Genomic DNA, 20,949 nt, shown 5'->3' with positions numbered 1-20,949 from the left:
ATACAGGCCCTTTCTTTCTATTATATTATGCATTTTGATTAATGACAGTATAGTTTTTATGACTTACAACTGTAAGAGGTTCCATATCTAGTTCTCTAAAATTCTTCATAATTGTTATATCAACAATAACAGAGTTTTGATTTACTTTTTGAACACGGCCTTGCATTCCACCTTTAAATTCGATGATATCTCCAGTTTCTGCGATCTGCATAAGCAACTCTCCTTGTTACAGTTTTCCCAAAAAAAGAATAAATTTGGGTTTTTTTTATTTCCTCCTATTTTGAACCATATTTCCTACTTTGTAAATGTTTCCAAAGTAAAAATTCGAAAAATATTCACTTTTTGTAAGAAAATATGTAGAAAATCCATGTTATTTGAAAAAAATAGCAAAAATGCGGGAATCTTTATATCGAGGTATAATGAAAAAGTAGAATAACCTGCTGAAGTGGGAGAAATTAGAGGCGGTAAAATGATGTTTGAATTTGTGGGGAGTGTTATAGCTTTAATTTTATTTTTATTTTCTTATATGCATTTAAAAAAGATTCGTCAATATGATACGAGTACATATTTTGATGGGATGGATGGTATCCATGCTTCGATAACGCATGATAGTGGTGGGGAGATGTAAAGGTATATGACTTTCTTTTCTTGCGTGGTATGATGTTTAGAACTAGTGCATAATAGAGTTCGTAAGTGATGAATGGAGAGTGAAAAGAATGAAGATTTCTTTTATTCGTCATGGTTGTTTAGGTCGTATAAGAGAACCGATGACAATTAATTCATTTCACGAATGGATGAAACAGTATGATTCCGAGTCAATGATACAAAAAGCTAAAATGCCGATAGAAACAATAGAGGCAATTGAAGCAGCGAAATTTGTCTTAACAAGTGATCAAAGGCGTGCTGTACAATCAGCAGCTGAATTAACGGATTCTTTATCTTTTATGCAAAACTCTCTTTTTAGAGAAGCTGAAGTTCCTTCATACTTTTTTGCTCCGAAGTGGTTGAAATGCACAATTAAGGTATGGATGTTCATTGGGCGCACATTATGGATACTTGGCTACCATAAAGATGTTGAGTCTTATAAGGAAGTAAGAGAGAGGGCAAGGCAAGCGGCTTACCTGTTACATCGTTATGCTCTCGTACATGGAAGTATTGCTCTTGTAGGTCATAATTATTTTAATTCGATGATTGGAACGGAGCTGAGGGCAATGGGATGGTCTGGTTCTCCTATTTTGCATAGAAAGCCATGGGGATGTACAACATATACGTTTCACGAGGCGATGGATGGAAATATATTAAATACGAATTTAACATAAAAGCACACGATTTATATAAATCGTGTGCTTTCTTTTTAAGATATAGAAATTTTGACGTTTAATGGTTTTACGAGATGAGCATAAGGTTCGCCTACTAGCATAACAATTTCATCTTTTTTATAACCTAACTTTTCGTATAGTGAATAGGCGCGTGTGTTTTCTAAATTAACAAGTAAAGCGATTTTTTCATGCCCTTTTTCAGTTGCATAGATTTCGGCAGCTTCAATTAATTTAGAACCAATACCTTTTCCACCGTGTGCACTTGAAACTGATAATGTATCAATGTAATACTCATCAAGCTCAGCTTCTTTTTCTAACGTAATCGATTCATCTTTATGTAATTCTCTTAAGTGATGTACAATTGGTGCGTCAAGCTGTGTTGCTTCACTACCGTGATAAGCGACAATAATTCCAACTGCACTCTCGTCTTGTTCATAAATAAAACAGTTTTCGTAGCTCAGACGGTTATTTTCTTTTGAGAACCATGTCTCAAGTCCTAGTAATACTTCTGCTTCAACTGTGCTACCTGTGATTTTTTCAGCAATTTCATGCAGAGCATTATACAATAAAGGAGCTATTGCCATTGCATCTGTCTTTTTTGCTTTCCGAATCATAGTATCCCTCCTAGTTCTATTTGTATATTGTAGCATAGTGGTATGGAACTTTGCATAATTGAATGCCGAAATGTTTGATATAGAGAAGTAGCTATGTTAGTATATGATATTTAGTGGACATATAGTAAAACGATATTGTTTGCGAAATAACGAAAATAAAATCATGGCATAACAACAAGATAAAGTGAAATGTTAATCAGTAAGATTTTTTGTTCATTCCACGACTGATTAGTAGTCAACACCAATCGGACTACCCGCAAATAGCGGGATAATTTTACAGTTGTTGACCTATAGAATATACGATAGAATAAAATATTGCAGAGAGGTGAAATACATGGATAAAGAATTAGCAAATACAATTTTAGATCAGCTGAAAAATGGTGAAATAACGGAGTATGTTGTTACGAAAGATGTATTTTATACGTTCAGAGAAGTTGTTGTAAATAGAGAAGACTTTAAGCATTTCATTGGTAACGCACAGCGAGGCGGGCAAGTGATTTATACATATTCAGAAACGCCACGTTCATAAAGGGGAATTTTGATCAGCAGGGCATCCCTCACTGATTAGTAACCTTCACCAACTGGACGTTTAATGTGGGATAAATAAAAGATAAAGGAGAGGGGAATTATGGGCGATTTTAAACAAGGCATTTTACCACATTGGGATTATATGTGGAAAGATAGAGCCGGCAATAGATTTATGGGAATGGTTATGTATCCAGAGAAACGAAAATGTTCAGCAAAAATGCTTCAGAAAATAAAAAGAGCATATGAAGAAGCGATAGAAATTAAAGTAACTGTACAAGTTCAACATACATATCAGTATGTAGAAGGAATGATTGTATACTTTGATGAAGAGGCTCCTGTATGTACAATGCTTGATAAAGATGAAAATCCACATCACATATTTGTAAAAGATATTTTGCGTATTGAGCACTCTGAATAAACTTTTCATAAATAAATTGAAGTTCCATAATAATAATCTTTTTCTATAATAGTTATCTTTTAGTATGTAACGAGAGACGAAAGTATATGTATAATATATTTAATAAGGTAAATTTGATAAATGTAATCGTTTTTTAGAGCAGATTATCGTTTTATATCTGTTCTTTTTTGCGTGATGCTGGAGAAATATATTTCTTCAGCATCTACCGTTTTATGACAAAATATATTGTTAACTTTTTTAAAAATAAGGTTAAATTCGTTGACAACTTTTTTGAAAAGCACTTTATTGACATGAGTTTTAGAATGTTGTTTCATAGTCATTGTATTGAAAAAAAACGGCTATCATGTCGAAAAGTAAAAGTTAAAAAAAGAAAGAATTTATACATATATCTTGTGTCTTATTTTGAAACGTAATACAATATATAGAGAAATCAAGAACAACATATAGAGAATATAGATTTGAGAGGGAGGGTCGGAAATGTTAGTTGCATATGATTCTATGACAGGAAACGTGAAGCGTTTCATTCACAAATTAAATATGCCGGCCGTTCAAATTGATGAAGATCTAGTAATAGATGAAGACTTTATTCTTATTACGTATACAACAGGTTTTGGCAATGTACCAGAACGTGTTTTAGACTTTTTAGAGCGCAATAATGAAAAATTAAAAGGCGTATCTGCAAGCGGCAATCGTAACTGGGGAGACATGTTCGGTGCAAGTGCTGACAAGATTTCTACTAAATATGAAGTGCCTATTGTATCAAAATTTGAGTTATCTGGAACAAATAACGATGTAGAATATTTTAAGGAAAGGGTGCGGGAGATTGCGACACATTGAACTGAATAATGAAATCACGCAAATGCAGGACGGTTTTTATCAGCTTCATAAAGATAAAGAGGCATTAGAAGTCTTTATGGAAGAAGCTAGAGAGAATACCGTTCCTTTTAATAGCGTGGCAGAGCGAATGGAGTATATGAAAGAACATGATTACTATTACAACGTTCTGGACGAGTATAGCTTGGAGGAAGTAGAGGAAGTATATAACATCGCTTATGGTGAAAACTTCGAGTTCCAATCTTATATGGCAGCATCTAAGTTCTACAAAGATTATGCGTTAAAAACGAATGATCAAAAACAATACTTAGAAAGCTATGAAGATCGTGTAGCAATTGTTTCATTATACTTAGGACGCGGTGATGTTTCGAAGGCAAGACAATTCGCAAGCATGATTGTAAAACAAAACTACCAACCAGCGACACCAACCTTTTTAAATGCGGGAAGAAGCAGAAGAGGAGAAATGGTGTCTTGTTTCTTGTTAGAGATGGACGATAGCTTAAATTCAATCGGCTTTAACATTAATACTGCGATGCAATTATCGAAAATCGGCGGGGGAGTAGCTTTAAACTTATCTAAGCTACGCGCACGCGGTGAGCAAATTAAAGGTATTGACAACGCTGCAAGTGGCGTAGTACCTGTTATGAAGTTGCTTGAAGATTCGTTTTCATATGCGAATCAGCTTGGTCAACGAAAAGGTGCCGGTGCAGTATATTTAAACATTTTCCATTGGGATATTATTGAATTCCTTGATACAAAAAAAATAAATGCCGATGAGAAGAGCCGTATTCAGTCTCTATCAATCGGAATTATCGTTCCAAGTAAGTTCTTTGAGCTTGCTGAGAAAAACGAACCTTTCCATGTTTTCGCGCCTTATACGGTTTATAAAGAATATGGCAAGCATTTAGATGATATTGACATTGATGAAATGTACGATGAATTAATGAGCAATCCGAAAGTGAAGAAGAAGCCACTAGATATTAGTGCACGTGATATGCTTATTAAAATCGCTATGATTCAGCTTGAGTCTGGTTACCCATACTTAATGTTTAAATCAAATGCAAATAATCAACATCCATTGAAGGATATTGGAACTGTGAAGATGTCGAACTTATGTACAGAAATCTTCCAGCTTCAAGAAACTTCAGAAATAAATGATTACGGTACAGATGACATTATCCGTCGTGATATTAACTGTAACTTAGGATCGTTAAATATCGTAAACGTAATGGAAAATAAAGAAATTCGTGAAGCAGTTCATGCGGGAATGGAAGCTTTAACAGCTGTTTCTGATATGACGATTATTCCGAATGCACCAACTGTGAAAAAAGCAAATGACGAGCTTCATTCAGTTGGACTTGGAGCAATGAACTTACACGGATATTTAGCAAAAAATAAAATCGCTTATGAAAGTGCAGAAGCGAAAGAATTCGCTCGTACATTCTTTATGATGTTAAATTACTATTCTATTGAGAAAAGTATGGAAATCGCTACAGAAAAAGGCGAGACATTTAAAGACTTCGATAAATCTGATTATGCGAATGGCACATACTTCGAAAAGTATGAAACAACAGATTACAGCCCAGTAACTGAAAAAGTTCAGCAACTATTTGAAGGAATTCATATTCCAACAAAAGAAGATTGGACAAGTTTAAAAGAGCAAGTGCAGAAGAATGGTTTATACAACTCATATCGTCTTGCTATCGCTCCAACACAATCAATCAGTTACGTTCAAAATGCAACTTCAAGCGTAATGCCGATCGTAAGTCAAATCGAATCAAGAACATATGCGAACGCGACAACATATTATCCAATGCCGTATTTATCAAAAGATACGTTCTGGTACTATAAATCTTCTTACGATATAAATCAGTTTAAATTAATTGATTTAATCGCAGAAATTCAAGAACATATTGACCAAGGAATTAGTACAATTCTTTACGTTAATAGTGATATTTCAACACGTGAATTAGCACGTTACTACATCTATGCACATAAAAAAGGCTTAAAGAGTCTGTATTATACGAGAACACGTAAATTAAGCGTAGAAGAGTGTGTGGCTTGTACCGTTTAATATAAAAAGTGAGACATGATGAGCAGGGTTTTCTGAACCCTGCTCATGCTTAGTTATCATATTTAGAGAAGGGGCGATTTAATGCGTGCGGTAAACTGGAACAAAAAAGAAGATGATTTTAGTTTAATGTTTTGGAAGCAAAATATCGCTCAGTTTTGGACAGAAGAAGAAATCGCGGTATCTTCTGACAAAAATACTTGGGCACAATTATCAAAAGAAGAGCAGGTTGCTTATAAGCGTGTATTAGGTGGTTTAACACTGTTAGATACGAAACAAGGCGGCGAAGGGATGCCACTTGTACTTGTTCATCTTGAAAATTTACAAGCAAAAAGTGTATTAGCTTTCATGGGAGCTATGGAAGAAGTACATGCGAAGAGTTACAGTCATATCTTTACGACGTTAGCTACTGAAGAAGAAATTGATGATATTTTTGAATGGGTAGATACTCATCCATTACTTGAGAAAAAGGCTGGTATTATTACTGGTTACTATCGTCGTTTGTTAAAGCCTGAAGTAACGAAAAAAGAGTTATACATGGCAATGGTAGCAAGTGTGTTCTTAGAAAGTTATTTATTCTATAGTGGATTCTTCTATCCGCTTTACTTAGCTGGTCAAGGAAAACTAACAGCAAGTGGTGAGATTATTAACTTGATAATTCGTGATGAGTCAATTCACGGCGTATTCGTCGGTATTTTAGCACAACAAATCTTCGCAGAACTTTCTGCAGAAGAGCAACAAGAAGTGCAAAAAGAAACACAAGAGTTATTAATGGAACTATATGAAATTGAAATGGCCTATACAGAAGAAATTTACACTTCTATCGGTCTTGTAGAAGATGTAAATCGTTTCGTTCGTTACAATGCGAATAAAGGGCTTATGAACTTAGGACTTGAGCCGAAGTTTGAAGAAGAAGAAATTAACCCAATCGTTTTAAATGGTTTACGTACAGATACGAAAAACCATGATTTCTTCTCTGTAAAAGGAAATGGTTACGTAAAAGCAACGAACGTTGAAAAGTTAGCTGACGATGACTTCGTGTTTAACTTTTAATATAGGATTATAAAGAAAAGCTGTCTTATTCATTGATAAGACAGCTTTTCTTTATAATTTTGTTTACATAACACTATTATTTCTATATAGAGATTTATGTTTGGAAAGTTCTATTCGGTTAACGGATAGAACTTTTTGTAATTAAATGGGTATTTACAAACTTTTTGTATCAGTGTATTATTTAACTAGTACACCGATACAAAAGGAGGGAAGAAATGAAAATAGAGTTTTCTCCAAATATACCAATTTACATTCAGGTAATGGAATACATAAAAAAAGAGATCGTAACAGGACATTTATTGCCTGGTGATAAAATTCCCTCTGTCCGTGAATTAGCGAGTGAATTACAAGTGAATCCAAATACGATTCAGCGTACATTTCAAGAGCTAGAACGGGATGGAGTTGTTGTAACACGTAGAGGAATGGGACGGTATGTAACGAATGAAGGGGAGAAAATTATGGAGCTGCGAAAAGAGATGGCGAAAGAATTACTTCATTCTTTTATAGATGGAATGGACAATTTAGGTTTTTCAGAAGAAGAAATTCTTACAATTCTTCGTTCTTCATTACATGATAAGAGGGAGGAGAGCCAATGACAGAGCTATTAAAAATAGAAAACTTATGGAAGAGATACGGATTAAAAGCAGTGATCCGTGAATTAAACATAGAGATTACGGAAGGGAAAATCGTTGGGCTTGTTGGAGATAACGGGAGCGGGAAAACGACGTTATTGAAAATGATTGCAGGCTTGCAACACCCTTCTGAAGGTAGTATCACAATAGACGGTAAAAAGGTAGGATTACAGACGAAAGAAATCGTTTCATTCATGTCCGATAAGCCAGTCTTTGATGATTGGATGACTGTAAAAGACGCTTTATTTTTCTACCGGGATTTTTATAAAGACTTCGATATTCAAAAAGCGGTAGATACGATTGCAGAATTTAAAATACCGTTAGAAGAAAAAATTACAGCATTGTCAAAAGGTATGATAGAGAAGCTGCAAATCATTTTAACATTTTCTCGAAAAGCGAAGCTATACGTACTGGATGAGCCATTGGGCGGGATAGATCCTCTTTCTAGAGAACATGTATTGGATCTAATTCTACAGTTCTATAGAGAAGATTGTACGATATTAATTTCCACTCACTTAATAAATGAAATTGAAAATATTTTTGATGAAGTGATCTTTTTAAAAGATGGAGAAATGGTTCTATATGAAAATGTAGAAGAAATTCGTTTTCAGAGAGGAAAAGCAGTTCATGAATTGTTTAAGGAGGTGTTTAGTAAGTGAAGTCAGTACTTTCCTATTTATGGAATGTAAATAAGAAAAGATATATTGTTACTTTTTTATTCTTTGTGCTAATTGAAGCTGTGTTATTTTCACAAATGATTGTAAGAAAAAGTGATGCAGCTATCAGTAGACAAGAGGGTATATTTGGAATCATTATGATTATATTTTTCTTTTATATTGTTTATATGTTTATACAAACAATGAAATCATATTCACGCTTACTAACTAATCCAATGTTACGACTTACAGCAATATCTGGGAAACAATATGTAATTTCTATGCTTATTTTCTCATTTATCGCAATGGCTATATGGTATGGGATATGTGGAATTCTTTTCTACGTAAGTTATATATTAGCTTTTCCTACGACTTCTGTATATGTAGAGGCAAAAGAGATTATGCAAGTAGGCATAATTAATAATTTAATATATACGATAAGCGATTTATTTGAGTTTTTGTTTAGTGTGTTACAAATCATATTAGTAATTACTCTAGTTAAGTTACTTACGAAAAAGAAAAAGGCGCAAAATATACTAATCGTTATTATTTTTCTAGTAATAAATATAGCGATTACTTTAGCGACAACCTTGCTAGGAAAATTAGCTCCAGCTTTCCAAGTATTGCGAAGAGTAGAATATCATAGTGAAAGCAAGAGTCTGTTTATTAATATGTTTCAAGAAAATGGATTTAACATTTTTAATATAAGTTTCATGGTAATGGTTAGTGCTCTAATAATATATGTAATTGCTTATATTATCGATAAAAAACTAGAAGTCTAAAGGAGGAATCAGCATTGGGAAACGTAGTAGTAAAGTTAGAGAATGTTCGAAAAAGGATTGGTGGAACGGAAATTATTCGTGGTTTATCATTTGAGGTTCGTGAAGGAGAAGTATACGGATTCCTTGGGCCGAACGGTAGCGGTAAGACGACGACGATCCGTATGATGACAGGTCTTATTTCAATGACAGAGGGCGATATTACAATTTGTGGACATAGTATTCGCTCGGAGCGTGAAAAGGCACTAGAGCAAATTGGAGCGATTGTAGAAAATCCTGAACTATATGATTATATGACAGGAATGCAAAACTTAAAGCATTTTGCGAACATGGCCATTACTCCAATTAGTAAAGAGCGCATTGCTGAGATTGTAAAGCTTGTTGAATTAGAGCATGCGATTCATAAAAAGGTGAAAACATATTCACTTGGTATGAAACAACGTTTAGGAATTGCACAAGCATTACTTCATCAGCCGAAAATCTTAATTTTAGATGAGCCGACAAATGGATTAGATCCAGCTGGTATTCGCCAAATTCGTGATTATTTACAACGTTTAGCGAAAGAAGAGAATATTGCTGTAATCGTATCAAGTCACTTATTGAGTGAAATTGAATTAATGTGTGATCGCGTTGTTATTATTAAACAAGGTGAGTTTGTACAAGAGTACAACTTACATGAAAAAGTGAAACATGATGAGGCAGTCGTTGTAGCGTTTGAAGTAGATGAAGTTCAGAAAGCAAATGAAATCATTAAAGGTAAAGCAAAAGGGAATGTAATTGTAGCATCTGTAACAAAAGACAACATTCCGCAACTTGTAAAAAAACTTGTTCATGCTGATGTGCTTGTATACGGAGTTACTGTTCAAAATAAAACGTTAGAGGATGAGTTCTTAGCGATTACTGGGGGAGTGAAAGCGTAATGTTTAAATTAATTCAAAATGAATTTTTAAAGTTGCATGCGAAAAAAGGTATGTATATTTTAATTGGTGTCATTGCGGCACTCGAAATTTTAGGTACTTTAGCAATGTTGAAGTGGGGAAAAGGTGATGAGTTTAAGGGATCATATTTAGATTATGCAAACTCAGAGATTGGCTTAATTGTTTTATTTACAACGATTTTTGGGATTACACTTGCTGCCCGTACTCTTACTGATGAGTTCCAAAAAGGTACAATTAAACAATTGTTAATCCGTCCAAGAAAAAGACTTGCAGTTTTATTTTCTAAATATATTACAGTGTTATTAGCAATGTTATTTATCGTATTAGCTGGTATGCTAATTGCAATGATTATTGGCGGTATTGTAATGGATGGTAGTAAAACAGAATTAACGTTAGGAATCGTAATGAAGTCCACTTTATATCAACTACTTTCACCATTCTTTTTTGCAACACTTGCATTTTTCCTAGCAAATGTCTTTAGAAAGTCTGTATTACCATTAATTATTACGATGTTCCTATTCTTCTTACAAGGTGCAATTAACATGGTATTAATAATGTTTGCAAAAGGTGTAGCGAAGTTTGTAGTATTCAACCATTTGGATTTAAGAGCTTACGATAGTAATAAATTAATCAATGGTGGAATGGAACCAACATTTACAGAATTTACGTTTACAACTTCATTATTACTTGTAGCTGCATACTTTGTTGTGTTACTTGTAGCATCAAGTGCATTATTCCAAAAACGTGACGTATTATAATAAAAGAAATCCCCGCTTGTAAAAACGGGGATTTTTATTACATAAATTTCACTTGGATTGCAACTTGAAGAACAGCGATATGGTATTTTAAGAGCTATGCTGTTTGAAATGATTTGAGAAAAATAGGAAGGATTTTAACTATATTCATATTATAATTTAGTTATCCTGCTATTTATAGGGAAAGGATTGCCTATAAAGTACTGATTAAAGTTTTATTTTATTTTTACTATCTTTGGGGGTGTTCTATATGCACTATGCATTTTCACGTATAAGGCTACGTAGCTTTTTTGGATGGATGATTATAGGGGTGTTCCTTATAATGATACCATTAGGTCTAGCAAATGTTTCTGAGAATACGATGGAGGTTATTTCACAAATAACTGTATTTTTTGTATTTCCGTTACTTTGGCTATACGTAAAAACAAATAAAAATAATATTGTATTTAACAGTTTTTTTGATAAGCCAGGGCGTTTATCTTGGGGATTAATTGTATTAGCAACGATAATGGGGATGATTTTTTCAGTTGGCATATCTCAGATTCAATTTTACATATTAGCACATACGTTACCGAATTTCTTAGTTACTATGCTAGAAGACGGAAATGTTATTAATACGAGTAACGTATATATGACGATATTTACTTTCATTTCAGCATGTGTGTTAGCACCTATTATGGAAGAGGTTATTTTTAGGGGATTTTTCTTACAGCGGATGGCTCATAAATGGGGAATTAAAAAAGCTGTAATTATATCTTCAATTATTTTTGGCCTAGGACATTTTGATGTTATTGGTGCGTTCATGTTTGGTGTCGTTATGTGTCTTTTATACATAAAGACAAAAAATATATGGACGAATATAGCTGTGCACGCTCTAAATAATTTGATTGCAACAAGTATGCAATTTTTCGGTGGAGAAGAAAGTGGTACAATCTCAATTACTGAATTACAAGCGCAAAGTAATTTATGGATTGGTATCGGTCTTACAGTTGTTGGATTACTATGGTTAATTCCGTATGTTTGGAAACAATGGCGTACAGTAAAAGAAGTTGGCGTGCCACCAGTACGTTTTATAAATGAGCAAAAAGTAGTGAATTCATCACAAGAAAATGAAGTGTATAGTCAAGTGATTGTAACCGATAGATTGATGGCCATAGAGTTACCAGATGAGGCTGTAAATAAGCTTCGGTTAGAAGAAAATGATTATGTAACAGTAGCTGTAGAAGAAGATAAAATCGTTATAAAGAAAGCACATAATAGATAATTAAAAAGTAGCTCTTAGGAGCTACTTTTTAATTTGTAATAATTTCTACACGAAAATTATTACCATTCTTTACATATTTAATATCTGTAACAGTGCGGACTGTCTTTAAAATCTCCACTTTTTCACCAATTCGCGGGATGGTCGGAACATTGTCCCAAATACCAAGCAAGTCATCTAATTGTGCCGTTTTTTCATAAAACCAGATTTTCAATGTAAAGCCCCTTTCTCGAATTTTATGTATTTTAATACATAATATATTATTTTTATTCTTATTGTAAGGGGTTTTTTTATAATTTATGAATAAAAATAAATTAATCTTCTGGGAAGATATGTTCTATATCAGGAGTAAGAGATACTTCTGATAATACGATATGAGAAACTGTCGTTGCATATGAAGAAACATCATTGATAAATTCTTCAAGTTCAACGAGTGAAGGAACAGAAATTTTTACAATGTAGCATAAGCTTCCTGTCACTCGGTAACAAAAACTTGCAGATGGATAAGACTGAATAAACTGTTGCATACGTGTTGTATCACCATTTTTTAAAGTGATTTCTAAAATACAATCTAAAACTAGTCCTGCTTTTTTATAGTCGATATCGATTGTATATTTTTGAATAACGCCTTCACTTTCAAGTTTACGAACACGTTCTGCAGTAGACGGAGCAGATAAGTTTACTCGTTTCGCCAATTCACGCATAGAAAGGCGACTATCATTATATAATTCATTTAAAATTTTTCGATCAACACGGTCTAGTTGCATTTGTAAATATACCTCCAGTAAAATAATGATTTTTGTAAAGGAAAAATATAAATTAAGATTCATATGAAATGTAAAGTGAACGTTATTTATTTTACAATAAAACAGAAGGAAATAGGAGGGAAAATGATGGAGAGAATTTCATTATCAAATGTAGGAGATACAAAGTTTCAAAAGTTATTAGGGCATAATTCGGATATATTACACTCGTGGAGTAAGTTAGAAGATACACTGTACAATAAAGGAACTCTTTCAGCAGAGTTGAAGGAGCAAGTGAGAAGAACATTAGCGTATGGGAATGAATGTCCGTACTGTATGGCAAAGGGAAGACCTGATGATGTGCAAAAGGCAGAGGAGATTGGTGTAGCCGTTACTTTTGCGCATACATTTGTTCATAACCGAAAAGCAATAGATGATACTATGTTTCACGTATTAAAACAATATTGGACAGAAAAAGAAATTGTAGAGCTTTGCGCCTATGTTTGCTTTATTACTGCGTCACAACAACTTGGTTTTCTATTTCAATTACAGCCAAATTAAGGGGGAAATGATGACAAATCAAATAGCACTTATCATAATCGATGTACAAAAGGCATTTCAATTACCAGATTGGGGCGAGAGAAATAATATTTTTGCTGAAGAAAACATGAGAATTTTGTTAGAAGAATGGAGAAAAAGGGAACGACCAGTTTTTCATATTCAACATGTAAATAAAGAAAATGCTCAGTCAATGTTTTATGAGAGAGCGGAAACGGTAAACTTTAAAGAAGAAGTGCAACCACTACTTGGTGAAGTGGTTATTCAGAAATTCGTTAACAGCGCGTTCATTGGGACAAATTTAGAAGAGCAATTAAGAAAGAACAAATGTAATGCAGTAGTGGTTGTAGGATTAACGACAAATCATTGCGTGGAAACTACGACACGAATGGCAGGGAATTTAGGATTTACAACATATTTAGTGAGTGATGCAACGGCTACTTTTAACCGTATAGGTTTAGATGGTAAAGAGTATAGTGCAGAAGATATTCACAATATGACACTTGTAAATTTACATGAAGAGTTTGCTACGATTGTGACGACAAAAGAAGTGTTAAAATTATTTTAAGAAAATAATTGCGAATTATGTAGAAAAAAATAAGAATATTTCGTATAATCTAAGTACAATCATTTTGAAAATAGGGGTGGCATCATATGGAGCAAATTTCAGTAAAGAAATTAGAAGAGGTACTTGTTGTAGCAGGGGATGATAAACAGAAGCAAAAGGAATTTTATGAATTGCTCTTATCTACTGAGTTTTATGTTGCTGGTTCACTAGAAGCAGAGGACGGGGCAACAGAAGGAATACTTCGTTTGCGTCATTTCCAAGGAGAAGGTAGATGGATCGTTCCGTTCTTTACACAAATGGAATTTGTAAAAGATGTGTTGCCAGAAGGAACGCCCCTTATTACGATACGTGGGAAAGAGTTATTTGGTAGCATTGAGAAAGATGCTACAGCTGTATTAAATGTTGGCACTGATATAAGTAAAACATTTATTCCAGAAGAAATTGCAGATATCGCATCTGGACGAATTTTTAATTATTATAAGTAAAAGTAAAAGGAAAAGCGTAATCGCTTTTCCTTTTACTTTTTAATTTGAATATGAAGTGGCTATACCAGAAGAAATAGAGACTGTTTTATTATTCGTGTTTATTGTCGCTGTAGCTCCAAGTGGAATACCGATGTTTGGACTTATATGTCCAATTGGTAAATCGAATAGGACAGGTATATGATATGGCGCGAAATATTCATATAATATTGTTTGCAATGATTGAGATGGCTTTGAAGGAGTGCAGTCGTGACAACTTGTGAAAATAACGCCCCTGCATTCATTAAACTTTCCAGATAAAAGTAGCTGATTTAACATACGGTCAATGCGGTACGGTTCTTCACCAATGTCTTCAAGTAATAAAAGTGTATTGTCCGTATTTATCTCGTAGGGCGAGCCAATTATACTTGCTAACACAGCTAAATTTCCTCCAACTAACGTACTTGTAACTGTACTGTGGGAGCTAGGTACGATACATTCTGATGCAGATAAAATGGTTGAATACGGATGGAATAGCTGATTAAAAGAGGATAAAGATAGGGAATCAATACCTTTTCCTAGTTCTTCAATCATCGGACCATGAAATGTTATAAGCTTTGCATAACGTGAAACAGCAGTATGTAAAGCTGTAATATCGCTATATCCCCAAAAGATTTTTGGATTCTGCCTAATAACTTCATATTGAATGTGAGGAAGAAGACGAGCGCTTCCATAACCACCTCGTGCACAAAAAATTGCCTTCACTTCATTATTTGTAAATGCTTCATGTATATCGTCAAGCCGAACTTGATCACTTCCGGCTAAAAATCCATATTTCTCGTAAACACTCTTCCCGATTATTACGGATAACCCCATCTCTTGTAATACATTCACACCTTTTAATACATTTTCGATTGTAGGTGGACCAGATGGTGCAATAATCATTACTGTATCACCTTGTTTTAATGCATTTGGATAAATCATTAAGCTCAGCCTCCTTCTCTTTCAATATATTCGCTTCATATGAAGTTCAACCCTTGCAAAAGCAGGGGAAAGCTTATCAAATAAAGAAGATATAAGGGAAATAGGAGGGAAAATGATGTTTACAAGTCGAGTAACAGACATATTAAAAATTGAGTATCCTGTTGTTCAAGCCGGTATGGCAGGCGCGATTACGACGCCAGAACTCGTTGCAGCAGTAAGTAATAGCGGAGGATTAGGGACGCTTGGGGCGGGCTATATGAGCCCAGAACAAATTGGTGAAGCGATTTATAGAATAAGAGAACTAACAGATAAGCCTTTCGGTGTTAATTTACTTGTAACGAAAGAGATACAAATAGAAGAAGAGAAGGTAAATGAGGCGAAAATATTACTAAGCGGAGTGAATAGAGAATTAGGTATAGAAGTAGAAGGAACGTTAAAGCTTCCAAAAAGCTATAAGGAACAATTACAAGTGTTATTAGAAGAAAAAGTACCGGTCGTTAGCTTTGCATTTCAAACGTTAGAAAAAGAAGAAATAGATGACTTAAAAAGAAGTGGAATAAAGGTTATCGGAACAGCTACCCATGTGACAGAAGCAAAAGTACTTGCAGAATTAGGGGTAGATATAATTGTCGGTCAAGGCAGCGAGGCAGGGGGGCATAGAGGAACATTTGTCGGGAAAGAACAAGATGCTATGATTGGTACTTTTGCGTTAATACCTCAGTTAGTAGGGGCTGTTCCGCATATCCCAATTGTCGCAGCAGGTGGTGTAATGAACGGACAAGGGCTTGTTGCGGCATTGGCACTAGGAGCAGAAGGTGTTCAAATGGGATCGGCCTTTTTAACAAGTGAAGAGAGTATTACGCACGATGTGTATAAAGAAGCGGTTTTACATAGTACAGATACGAGCACAACGGTAACTCGTGCGTTTTCCGGGAAATATGCACGGGGTATCCGGAATGAATTTATAGAGAGACATGAAGGAAAAGAAGAAGGGCTTCCGATGTATCCAGTGCAAAACGTATTAACTTCTAAAATACGCCAAGAGGCAGCGAAGCAAAATAAGGAAGAATATATGTCACTTTGGGCAGGACAGGCAGCATCGTTGGCACGAATCGAATCAGCTCAGCATGTAGTGGAGCGAGTTATGAAAGAAGCGGAGAATGCAATCGAGCAATTACAAAATATATACAAAAAGACCACTTGAGTAATTCAAGCGGTCTTTTCATTAGTTTGCTTTATAAAATTGTTGGATGGCTTCGTCGATGTAAACCCAGCCTTTCCAACCTAAGTGCATATGATCTTTTAAGAAGTATTTATCGTATTCATGATTTGAGAAGTCGGCAATTGGATAACCAGCTTTTTCGATTTGCTCATGAACTTTCTTATAGTATGCTTCGCGGCGTTCTTTCGGGAATCCAGCGTAGTCGTACCAAGGACCTTTGACAGGAACAGAAATGAAGAGTGGTTTTGCACCAGATTGTTTTAATAAATCAAGTACAATTTGTAAATCTTCATATTCTGGCGATTGGTCATAAGCATCATTTTTTAAGTAACCTTCACGTTGCTTTAATTTTTTCTTAATTTTGCTATTGAAATAATCATCTTCAATACCGTATTCATTAGATCCAGATTCTACTGCACCTGTTTGATCCGCATGTTTACGAGCCTCTTCCCAGTTCATTTGTTTTAATGAAGGATCAAGCTTTTCTTTGTGCGGTTTAATATTAAACATAGCTGTAAATAAATCTTTACGATCTAAAATGTTACGATAAATATAAGCGAAAGGTTTAGCAGCAAGTGCTTTTACTTTATACTTCGTATCATCATAAGCAATGCCTTCAAGCGAAATTTTTAATAAAGTTTCTTTTTTTACAATCTCAAAGTTTAATAAACGCTTTGCAATTTGTTTTTTCATTTCAGGTTTTAAATCATTGTTGAAAATGAAATGGTAACCTTGTTGCTTTGAAAAGTTAGGTGCAAAGTGCGTTTCATCAATACCTTGTGGTACAAACCATTGCGGAGAAAGAACGAATACCATTTTCTTATCTTTCAATTGATCCATTGTAGATGCGAAGTTTAACACATGTACAAGGTCTTGTGTTCCGCCGCGTCCAAGAAGGAATGGCGTAAATCCTTCAGGCTTTACTTTAAAATAATTAGATGGATGGAAAGCATCCATACGTGCGAATTCCGATGAACCGTACATCGGAAGATATTTTGGATCTGCTAACATCTTTTGCTGTAAAATCATACTTTGAATTTTTTCTTCTTTTAAAGAAGTAGCAGCTTGTTCTACTTTTTCATCACTTAAAAGTGGAAGTAGGAAGCGCGTTGGAATAAGTAAGAATACAGCAAAAAGGGCCAATGCTAAAAGCATCGGACCAAATTTTGCTTTGTTCATCGGATTTCTTCCAACTTTTTAATAACCATGTTTGGTGTAGCCCACTCGTCACGGTCAAAATCAGAAATAGAAACTTCAATATCTAAACGCTCTTGGAATTCAACTAATAAAGATACTACAGCGAAAGAATCAAGGATACCTTCTTCAAATAATTGAACATCTAAGTTTTCTTTCACAATATCGTTTTCACATACTTCTTCTAAAATATCTAATACTTGCTCTTTGAATTCTGCCATTTTTAAAATCTCCTTTATATCCGAAATATATTATATGTGCAACTTCTTAATGGAATAAGAAGGGTGCATTAAAAGTATCTGTTAAGGTGTCCAGAGAAAATTAGGAAACCGAAACATACAACGTGGAACGTAATTACAATCGCAAGGATGCGTGTAAATTTAGTGTTTGGCCAAAACTTATGCTTCTTGTTTTTTCGTTCGAAAATATCGAATAAAATAAACAGTGCGGCATGATATAGACCATAAATAATATACTGCGCAACAGCGCTTCCTTGGATATGCCAAATTCCCATAATGAAAAAGTTTAAAAATGCACCGATATACGAAATTGTGTAACGGTTCTTAATTAACTTTTTCTTCGTTGCAAAAAAGACGAAACGCATGTAAATAAAATCACGGAACCAGAATGATAAACTCATGTGCCAGCGGTTCCAGAAGTCTTTAATATTACGACTAAGGAATGGCTTATTAAAGTTTTCTGGCGTTTTAATTCCCATCATATAACTTACACCAATTACAAAAGAGCTATAACCAGCAAAATCAAAGAATAGATATAAGCTATAGCTATACATGTAAATCATATTTGAAAAGATTGTATCGTGTTGAGCGAATGCTGGATCCATACAATATTGCTTTATTAAGTAAGCAATAATAAATTTATACAAGAAACCTTGGAAAATACGATTTAGTCCTGTATATAGTAAATTTTGATATTCTTCAGCGCTAGGTGGCTTTTGAATATCTTTTTGGAATCTTCGGTAACGATCGATAGGTCCTGTTGAAATCGCAGGGAAGAATAAAACGAATTCCCAGAAGTTAAAGAAAGAAAGCTCTTTAATTAAACCATCGCGAACTTCAAATACCATTTGAACTGCTCTGAATGTTACGTAAGATATACCTAGAAAAACAACAAGTTTTAACTCAGGTAATAACGATGCAAATGGTGCGATTTTTGCCAAAATAAGAGGCAAAATCGATAAAATAACAGCTATGCAAAATGTGAATGTACTATTATTTTGTTTTCTTAAAATTAAATAGCCTTTAATAAGGACATATTGCCAAATAATAAATGCAGCTAACATCATTGCTTGCTTCGGTTTATCCGAGAAGATAATAGCAATCATGACTAATGTTAAAACGGCATTATATTTACGCAACATTTTACCTTTTAATCCAGCTATGATAGTAGGTATTAATAAAATGCCCACTATAGCGAAAAAATAAAATGATCCATATGCGGTCATGCTGTAACCTCACTCAATAATTTTTTGCGATCTACCTTTCCATTTGGTGTCATTGGAATAGAAGATTGATACATGAATTTACGTGGAATCATGTAGTTTGGTAATCGCTCATTGAGTTCTTTTTTGATTGCAGATGTTAATTTGAATTCTTTTTCAAACGAATGCTCCCCAGGAACAACAACCGCTAATAAATAATCGTATTTCTCACCTTTTTTAATTGGAACGATAACTGCTCCTTCTACGTAAGAACACGCACGAAGGTGATGCTCAATTTCTTCTAATTCCATTCGATAACCATGCAGCTTAATTTGGAAATCAAGACGACCATTATAGAATAGAAGACCATTTTCAACATAGCCAGCATCGCCTGTTTTATAGGCACGCTCACCGTCAATCATAGTAAATGCTTTTTCTGTTAATTCAGGGCTTCCTAAATATCCAACGCTTACGCTTGGACCGACAATTACGATTTCACCTTTTTCACCATCAGGTGCAATCGTGCCATCTTCTTTCATAATAAGAAGGCGACAGTCTGATTTACAATAGCCAACTGGAAGTGATTTGTATTGATCAAGCACTTCTTCTGTCACGTGAATACCTGTTACAGCGACAGTAGCTTCTGTTGGACCATACGTATTCATAATTGTTGCTTTCGGGAAACGCTCAATTAATTTTCTAGCTACTTCATTTGGTAACACTTCACCGCAGAATAAGAATGTTTTCATGTTCGGTAGCATATTCTCAGAGAAAGATGCTTCCATTAAACACATTTCAGCGAAAGAAGGTGTGGAAGTCCATACTTGAATATCCGATTGCTCTAAAGAAGCAAACAAGTCTTTTGGACGCGCAATCATATCTTTATCGATTGCCCAAAGTGTACCACCTGTTACTAATGATGGGTAAATATCCATTACAGATAAATCGAATGAGAAAGGTGCTTGGTTTAAGAATACTTGCCCTGTTTGTAAGTTGAAATCTTCTACAGCCCATTTTGTAAAGCTAACAAGGCAGTTATAAGTAATCTGAACCCCTTTCGGATTACCTGTGCTTCCTGATGTGTAAATAATGTAGAAGTTCTCATCACCTTTTACCGCATGTTCAGGATTTGGAGTGTTCCCTTTATGAGTAAAGAAAATATCTTTTAAGTTGTCTTCACTTACGATGCGAACTGGTAAATCAGTTACAGTTACTGCTGTTGCCGATAAAAGTAATTTCGCACCAGAATTTTCAGCAATACGTTGTACACGATCAGCTGGGATAGATAAATCTACAGGAATGTAAGCATGTCCAGCTTTTACACATCCTAAAAAGTTAATAATCATTTCAGGTTGCATATGGCCATACACCATAATTGGTGAACGATCGTCTGGATACTCAGAAGAAATCCAATGTGCTAACGCATCAGAATCTTCCTTTAATTGTTTGTACGTAATTTTCGCATCTCGCCAAACAAAAGCGGTTTGATCAGGCGTTTCTGCAGCCCACTTTTCAATTTGTTCTAATAACTTCATAACGTTCCCACCCTAGAATTCATTGTAAATAAATGTACTTGTGTTTGTATCATGGAATCCATACAACCAAAGTAATGCAAATAAAATTGCAAGATAATAAACCGTCTTTGCAACCCATTGTGTGAGTGGTCGAGACCATATCTCTTTTAATCTTTCCATGTCTTTCCCTCTCTTAATGAAATAATAGCTCTTTGTAGGTATCATGTCCTACATTATTGTGAAAAAAACAAAATCCCACATTTTAGGTAAAAATAAGTCAAAAGGCTCTTTTCTGATATTAGCACTAAATACTAAAAAAGAAAATCCCTAACTTAGCAATTATATTACATTCAGCATGAATTTGTAATGGGTTTGACATGTAAATAGAAAGTGGATTGTGTGAATA

Annotated in this window: 27 protein-coding genes; 17 read left to right on the top strand and 10 right to left on the bottom strand. The window is 34.5% G+C overall.

The window, feature by feature from the left end; translation table 11 throughout:
- Nucleotides 1-25 precede the first annotated feature (25 nt).
- Nucleotides 26-211, bottom strand: coding sequence for a YkvS family protein (locus CQ064_RS02695; protein WP_001165082.1), 186 nt, complete (start codon nucleotides 209-211; stop codon nucleotides 26-28).
- A 261-nt stretch (nucleotides 212-472) separates the two neighbouring features.
- Between CQ064_RS02695 and CQ064_RS33305 the strand changes: the two genes are divergently transcribed.
- Both CQ064_RS33305 and CQ064_RS02685 read left to right on the top strand, forming a co-directional pair.
- Nucleotides 473-628 carry a hypothetical protein gene (locus tag CQ064_RS33305; protein WP_000461432.1) on the top strand — a complete coding sequence of 52 codons (156 nt, stop codon included), beginning with the start codon at nucleotides 473-475 and terminating at the stop codon, nucleotides 626-628.
- Nucleotides 629-716: 88 nt separating this feature from the next.
- On the top strand, nucleotides 717-1,319 hold the full coding sequence (locus CQ064_RS02685) for a hypothetical protein (RefSeq protein WP_000703093.1): 603 nt from the start codon (nucleotides 717-719) through the stop codon (nucleotides 1,317-1,319).
- A 35-nt stretch (nucleotides 1,320-1,354) separates the two neighbouring features.
- Here the strand turns inward: CQ064_RS02685 and CQ064_RS02680 are convergent, their stop codons facing one another.
- Entirely contained in the window at nucleotides 1,355-1,933 is a 579-nt protein-coding gene (locus CQ064_RS02680) for a GNAT family N-acetyltransferase (protein ID WP_000619547.1), read from the bottom strand.
- 334 nt (nucleotides 1,934-2,267) lie between these two features.
- Here CQ064_RS02680 and CQ064_RS02675 point away from each other — a divergent pair, with 334 nt between their 5' ends.
- From CQ064_RS02675 to CQ064_RS02620, 11 genes are all read left to right on the top strand, one after another.
- Nucleotides 2,268-2,462, top strand: coding sequence for a hypothetical protein (locus CQ064_RS02675; protein WP_000356686.1), 195 nt, complete (start codon nucleotides 2,268-2,270; stop codon nucleotides 2,460-2,462).
- A 99-nt stretch (nucleotides 2,463-2,561) separates the two neighbouring features.
- Nucleotides 2,562-2,879: a hypothetical protein gene (locus CQ064_RS02670; protein ID WP_000502199.1), complete on the top strand. Its 318-nt coding sequence runs from the start codon at nucleotides 2,562-2,564 to the stop codon at nucleotides 2,877-2,879.
- 477 nt (nucleotides 2,880-3,356) lie between these two features.
- Nucleotides 3,357-3,716 carry a class Ib ribonucleoside-diphosphate reductase assembly flavoprotein NrdI gene (gene nrdI, locus CQ064_RS02660; protein WP_000959447.1) on the top strand — a complete coding sequence of 120 codons (360 nt, stop codon included), beginning with the start codon at nucleotides 3,357-3,359 and terminating at the stop codon, nucleotides 3,714-3,716.
- Nucleotides 3,703-5,787 carry a class 1b ribonucleoside-diphosphate reductase subunit alpha gene (gene nrdE / locus CQ064_RS02655; protein ID WP_001215838.1) on the top strand — a complete coding sequence of 695 codons (2,085 nt, stop codon included), beginning with the start codon at nucleotides 3,703-3,705 and terminating at the stop codon, nucleotides 5,785-5,787. Before nrdI ends, nrdE begins: the two co-directional genes overlap by 14 nt.
- Nucleotides 5,788-5,868: 81 nt before the next feature.
- A complete protein-coding gene (nrdF, locus tag CQ064_RS02650) occupies nucleotides 5,869-6,837 on the top strand; it encodes a class 1b ribonucleoside-diphosphate reductase subunit beta (RefSeq protein WP_001203020.1) in 969 nt (322 codons plus the stop codon).
- Between the two features lie 215 nt (nucleotides 6,838-7,052).
- Nucleotides 7,053-7,433, top strand: a complete 381-nt coding sequence (locus tag CQ064_RS02645) for a GntR family transcriptional regulator (RefSeq protein WP_000687503.1) — start codon at nucleotides 7,053-7,055, stop codon at nucleotides 7,431-7,433.
- Complete coding sequence (locus CQ064_RS02640) at nucleotides 7,430-8,128, top strand: ABC transporter ATP-binding protein (protein WP_000137747.1); 699 nt, start codon at nucleotides 7,430-7,432, stop codon at nucleotides 8,126-8,128. Before CQ064_RS02645 ends, CQ064_RS02640 begins: the two co-directional genes overlap by 4 nt.
- Nucleotides 8,125-8,907, top strand: a complete 783-nt coding sequence (locus CQ064_RS02635; RefSeq protein WP_000843919.1) for a hypothetical protein — start codon at nucleotides 8,125-8,127, stop codon at nucleotides 8,905-8,907. Before CQ064_RS02640 ends, CQ064_RS02635 begins: the two co-directional genes overlap by 4 nt.
- Before the next feature lie 14 nt (nucleotides 8,908-8,921).
- Nucleotides 8,922-9,824: an ABC transporter ATP-binding protein gene (locus CQ064_RS02630; RefSeq protein WP_000528820.1), complete on the top strand. Its 903-nt coding sequence runs from the start codon at nucleotides 8,922-8,924 to the stop codon at nucleotides 9,822-9,824.
- Nucleotides 9,824-10,600, top strand: a complete 777-nt coding sequence (locus CQ064_RS02625; protein WP_000475427.1) for an ABC transporter permease — start codon at nucleotides 9,824-9,826, stop codon at nucleotides 10,598-10,600. The genes CQ064_RS02630 and CQ064_RS02625 overlap by 1 nt, the downstream gene beginning before the upstream one ends.
- Before the next feature lie 247 nt (nucleotides 10,601-10,847).
- Nucleotides 10,848-11,861, top strand: a complete 1,014-nt coding sequence (locus CQ064_RS02620) for a CPBP family intramembrane glutamic endopeptidase (RefSeq protein ID WP_000558808.1) — start codon at nucleotides 10,848-10,850, stop codon at nucleotides 11,859-11,861.
- A gap of 28 nt (nucleotides 11,862-11,889) precedes the next feature.
- On the opposite strand, the gene CQ064_RS02615 is transcribed toward CQ064_RS02620, so the two are convergent.
- Together CQ064_RS02615 and CQ064_RS02610 are read right to left on the bottom strand one after the other, a co-directional pair.
- The gene (locus tag CQ064_RS02615; RefSeq protein ID WP_000707107.1) at nucleotides 11,890-12,072 is read right to left on the bottom strand and encodes a DUF3913 family protein; all 183 of its coding nucleotides are present in this window, start codon (nucleotides 12,070-12,072) and stop codon (nucleotides 11,890-11,892) included.
- Nucleotides 12,073-12,172: 100 nt separating this feature from the next.
- Nucleotides 12,173-12,625, bottom strand: a complete 453-nt coding sequence (locus CQ064_RS02610) for an Lrp/AsnC family transcriptional regulator (RefSeq protein ID WP_001175498.1) — start codon at nucleotides 12,623-12,625, stop codon at nucleotides 12,173-12,175.
- 123 nt (nucleotides 12,626-12,748) lie between these two features.
- On the opposite strand from CQ064_RS02610, the gene CQ064_RS02605 reads away from it, so the two are divergent.
- From CQ064_RS02605 to CQ064_RS02595, 3 genes are all read left to right on the top strand, one after another.
- Entirely contained in the window at nucleotides 12,749-13,162 is a 414-nt protein-coding gene (locus CQ064_RS02605; protein ID WP_012593181.1) for a carboxymuconolactone decarboxylase family protein, read from the top strand.
- Between the two features lie 10 nt (nucleotides 13,163-13,172).
- Nucleotides 13,173-13,727, top strand: a complete 555-nt coding sequence (locus tag CQ064_RS02600; RefSeq protein ID WP_000184429.1) for a cysteine hydrolase family protein — start codon at nucleotides 13,173-13,175, stop codon at nucleotides 13,725-13,727.
- Between the two features lie 86 nt (nucleotides 13,728-13,813).
- On the top strand, nucleotides 13,814-14,212 hold the full coding sequence (locus CQ064_RS02595) for an SseB family protein (RefSeq protein WP_000435265.1): 399 nt from the start codon (nucleotides 13,814-13,816) through the stop codon (nucleotides 14,210-14,212).
- 39 nt (nucleotides 14,213-14,251) lie between these two features.
- On the opposite strand, the gene CQ064_RS02590 is transcribed toward CQ064_RS02595, so the two are convergent.
- The gene (locus CQ064_RS02590) at nucleotides 14,252-15,172 is read right to left on the bottom strand and encodes a S66 peptidase family protein (protein ID WP_000640064.1); all 921 of its coding nucleotides are present in this window, start codon (nucleotides 15,170-15,172) and stop codon (nucleotides 14,252-14,254) included.
- Nucleotides 15,173-15,287: 115 nt separating this feature from the next.
- Between CQ064_RS02590 and CQ064_RS02585 the strand changes: the two genes are divergently transcribed.
- Entirely contained in the window at nucleotides 15,288-16,376 is a 1,089-nt protein-coding gene (locus CQ064_RS02585) for an NAD(P)H-dependent flavin oxidoreductase (protein ID WP_000495274.1), read from the top strand.
- A gap of 21 nt (nucleotides 16,377-16,397) precedes the next feature.
- Here CQ064_RS02585 and dltD read toward each other — a convergent pair whose 3' ends face one another.
- From dltD to CQ064_RS02560, 5 genes are all read right to left on the bottom strand, one after another.
- On the bottom strand, nucleotides 16,398-17,573 hold the full coding sequence (gene dltD / locus CQ064_RS02580; RefSeq protein WP_001030272.1) for a D-alanyl-lipoteichoic acid biosynthesis protein DltD: 1,176 nt from the start codon (nucleotides 17,571-17,573) through the stop codon (nucleotides 16,398-16,400).
- Nucleotides 17,570-17,809: a D-alanine--poly(phosphoribitol) ligase subunit DltC gene (dltC, locus tag CQ064_RS02575; protein WP_000807310.1), complete on the bottom strand. Its 240-nt coding sequence runs from the start codon at nucleotides 17,807-17,809 to the stop codon at nucleotides 17,570-17,572. The genes dltD and dltC overlap by 4 nt, the downstream gene beginning before the upstream one ends.
- 68 nt (nucleotides 17,810-17,877) lie before the next feature.
- Entirely contained in the window at nucleotides 17,878-19,053 is a 1,176-nt protein-coding gene (dltB, locus tag CQ064_RS02570) for a D-alanyl-lipoteichoic acid biosynthesis protein DltB (protein WP_000127936.1), read from the bottom strand.
- Nucleotides 19,050-20,564 carry a D-alanine--poly(phosphoribitol) ligase subunit DltA gene (dltA, locus tag CQ064_RS02565; RefSeq protein WP_000770502.1) on the bottom strand — a complete coding sequence of 505 codons (1,515 nt, stop codon included), beginning with the start codon at nucleotides 20,562-20,564 and terminating at the stop codon, nucleotides 19,050-19,052. Before dltA ends, dltB begins: the two co-directional genes overlap by 4 nt.
- A 12-nt stretch (nucleotides 20,565-20,576) precedes the next feature.
- Nucleotides 20,577-20,723 (bottom strand): teichoic acid D-Ala incorporation-associated protein DltX, encoded by a 147-nt coding sequence (locus CQ064_RS02560; protein ID WP_000440293.1) that lies wholly within the window; start codon nucleotides 20,721-20,723, stop codon nucleotides 20,577-20,579.
- Nucleotides 20,724-20,949: the final 226 nt, after the last annotated feature.

Source organism: Bacillus sp. MYb78, from assembly GCF_002975115.1.
Lineage (GTDB): Bacteria > Bacillota > Bacilli > Bacillales > Bacillaceae_G > Bacillus_A > Bacillus_A cereus.
The sequence above is the reverse complement of the archived record's forward strand: the minus strand, read 5'-3'. Positions and strand labels throughout refer to the sequence as shown.

What these genes read in the sequence shown, in the direction of transcription:
- CQ064_RS02695 (WP_001165082.1), bottom strand. Translation starts at nt 211, where the DNA reads ATGCAGATCGCAGAAACTGGAGATATCATCGAATTTAAAGGTGGAATG.
- CQ064_RS33305 (WP_000461432.1), top strand. Translation starts at nt 473, where the DNA reads ATGTTTGAATTTGTGGGGAGTGTTATAGCTTTAATTTTATTTTTATTT.
- CQ064_RS02685 (WP_000703093.1), top strand. Translation starts at nt 717, where the DNA reads ATGAAGATTTCTTTTATTCGTCATGGTTGTTTAGGTCGTATAAGAGAA.
- CQ064_RS02680 (WP_000619547.1), bottom strand. Translation starts at nt 1,933, where the DNA reads ATGATTCGGAAAGCAAAAAAGACAGATGCAATGGCAATAGCTCCTTTA.
- CQ064_RS02675 (WP_000356686.1), top strand. Translation starts at nt 2,268, where the DNA reads ATGGATAAAGAATTAGCAAATACAATTTTAGATCAGCTGAAAAATGGT.
- CQ064_RS02670 (WP_000502199.1), top strand. Translation starts at nt 2,562, where the DNA reads ATGGGCGATTTTAAACAAGGCATTTTACCACATTGGGATTATATGTGG.
- nrdI (WP_000959447.1), top strand. Translation starts at nt 3,357, where the DNA reads ATGTTAGTTGCATATGATTCTATGACAGGAAACGTGAAGCGTTTCATT.
- nrdF (WP_001203020.1), top strand. Translation starts at nt 5,869, where the DNA reads ATGCGTGCGGTAAACTGGAACAAAAAAGAAGATGATTTTAGTTTAATG.
- CQ064_RS02645 (WP_000687503.1), top strand. Translation starts at nt 7,053, where the DNA reads ATGAAAATAGAGTTTTCTCCAAATATACCAATTTACATTCAGGTAATG.
- CQ064_RS02640 (WP_000137747.1), top strand. Translation starts at nt 7,430, where the DNA reads ATGACAGAGCTATTAAAAATAGAAAACTTATGGAAGAGATACGGATTA.
- CQ064_RS02625 (WP_000475427.1), top strand. Translation starts at nt 9,824, where the DNA reads ATGTTTAAATTAATTCAAAATGAATTTTTAAAGTTGCATGCGAAAAAA.
- CQ064_RS02620 (WP_000558808.1), top strand. Translation starts at nt 10,848, where the DNA reads ATGCACTATGCATTTTCACGTATAAGGCTACGTAGCTTTTTTGGATGG.
- CQ064_RS02610 (WP_001175498.1), bottom strand. Translation starts at nt 12,625, where the DNA reads ATGCAACTAGACCGTGTTGATCGAAAAATTTTAAATGAATTATATAAT.
- CQ064_RS02605 (WP_012593181.1), top strand. Translation starts at nt 12,749, where the DNA reads ATGATGGAGAGAATTTCATTATCAAATGTAGGAGATACAAAGTTTCAA.
- CQ064_RS02600 (WP_000184429.1), top strand. Translation starts at nt 13,173, where the DNA reads ATGACAAATCAAATAGCACTTATCATAATCGATGTACAAAAGGCATTT.
- CQ064_RS02595 (WP_000435265.1), top strand. Translation starts at nt 13,814, where the DNA reads ATGGAGCAAATTTCAGTAAAGAAATTAGAAGAGGTACTTGTTGTAGCA.
- CQ064_RS02590 (WP_000640064.1), bottom strand. Translation starts at nt 15,172, where the DNA reads ATGATTTATCCAAATGCATTAAAACAAGGTGATACAGTAATGATTATT.
- CQ064_RS02585 (WP_000495274.1), top strand. Translation starts at nt 15,288, where the DNA reads ATGTTTACAAGTCGAGTAACAGACATATTAAAAATTGAGTATCCTGTT.
- dltD (WP_001030272.1), bottom strand. Translation starts at nt 17,573, where the DNA reads ATGAACAAAGCAAAATTTGGTCCGATGCTTTTAGCATTGGCCCTTTTT.
- dltC (WP_000807310.1), bottom strand. Translation starts at nt 17,809, where the DNA reads ATGGCAGAATTCAAAGAGCAAGTATTAGATATTTTAGAAGAAGTATGT.
- dltB (WP_000127936.1), bottom strand. Translation starts at nt 19,053, where the DNA reads ATGACCGCATATGGATCATTTTATTTTTTCGCTATAGTGGGCATTTTA.
- dltA (WP_000770502.1), bottom strand. Translation starts at nt 20,564, where the DNA reads ATGAAGTTATTAGAACAAATTGAAAAGTGGGCTGCAGAAACGCCTGAT.
- CQ064_RS02560 (WP_000440293.1), bottom strand. Translation starts at nt 20,723, where the DNA reads ATGGAAAGATTAAAAGAGATATGGTCTCGACCACTCACACAATGGGTT.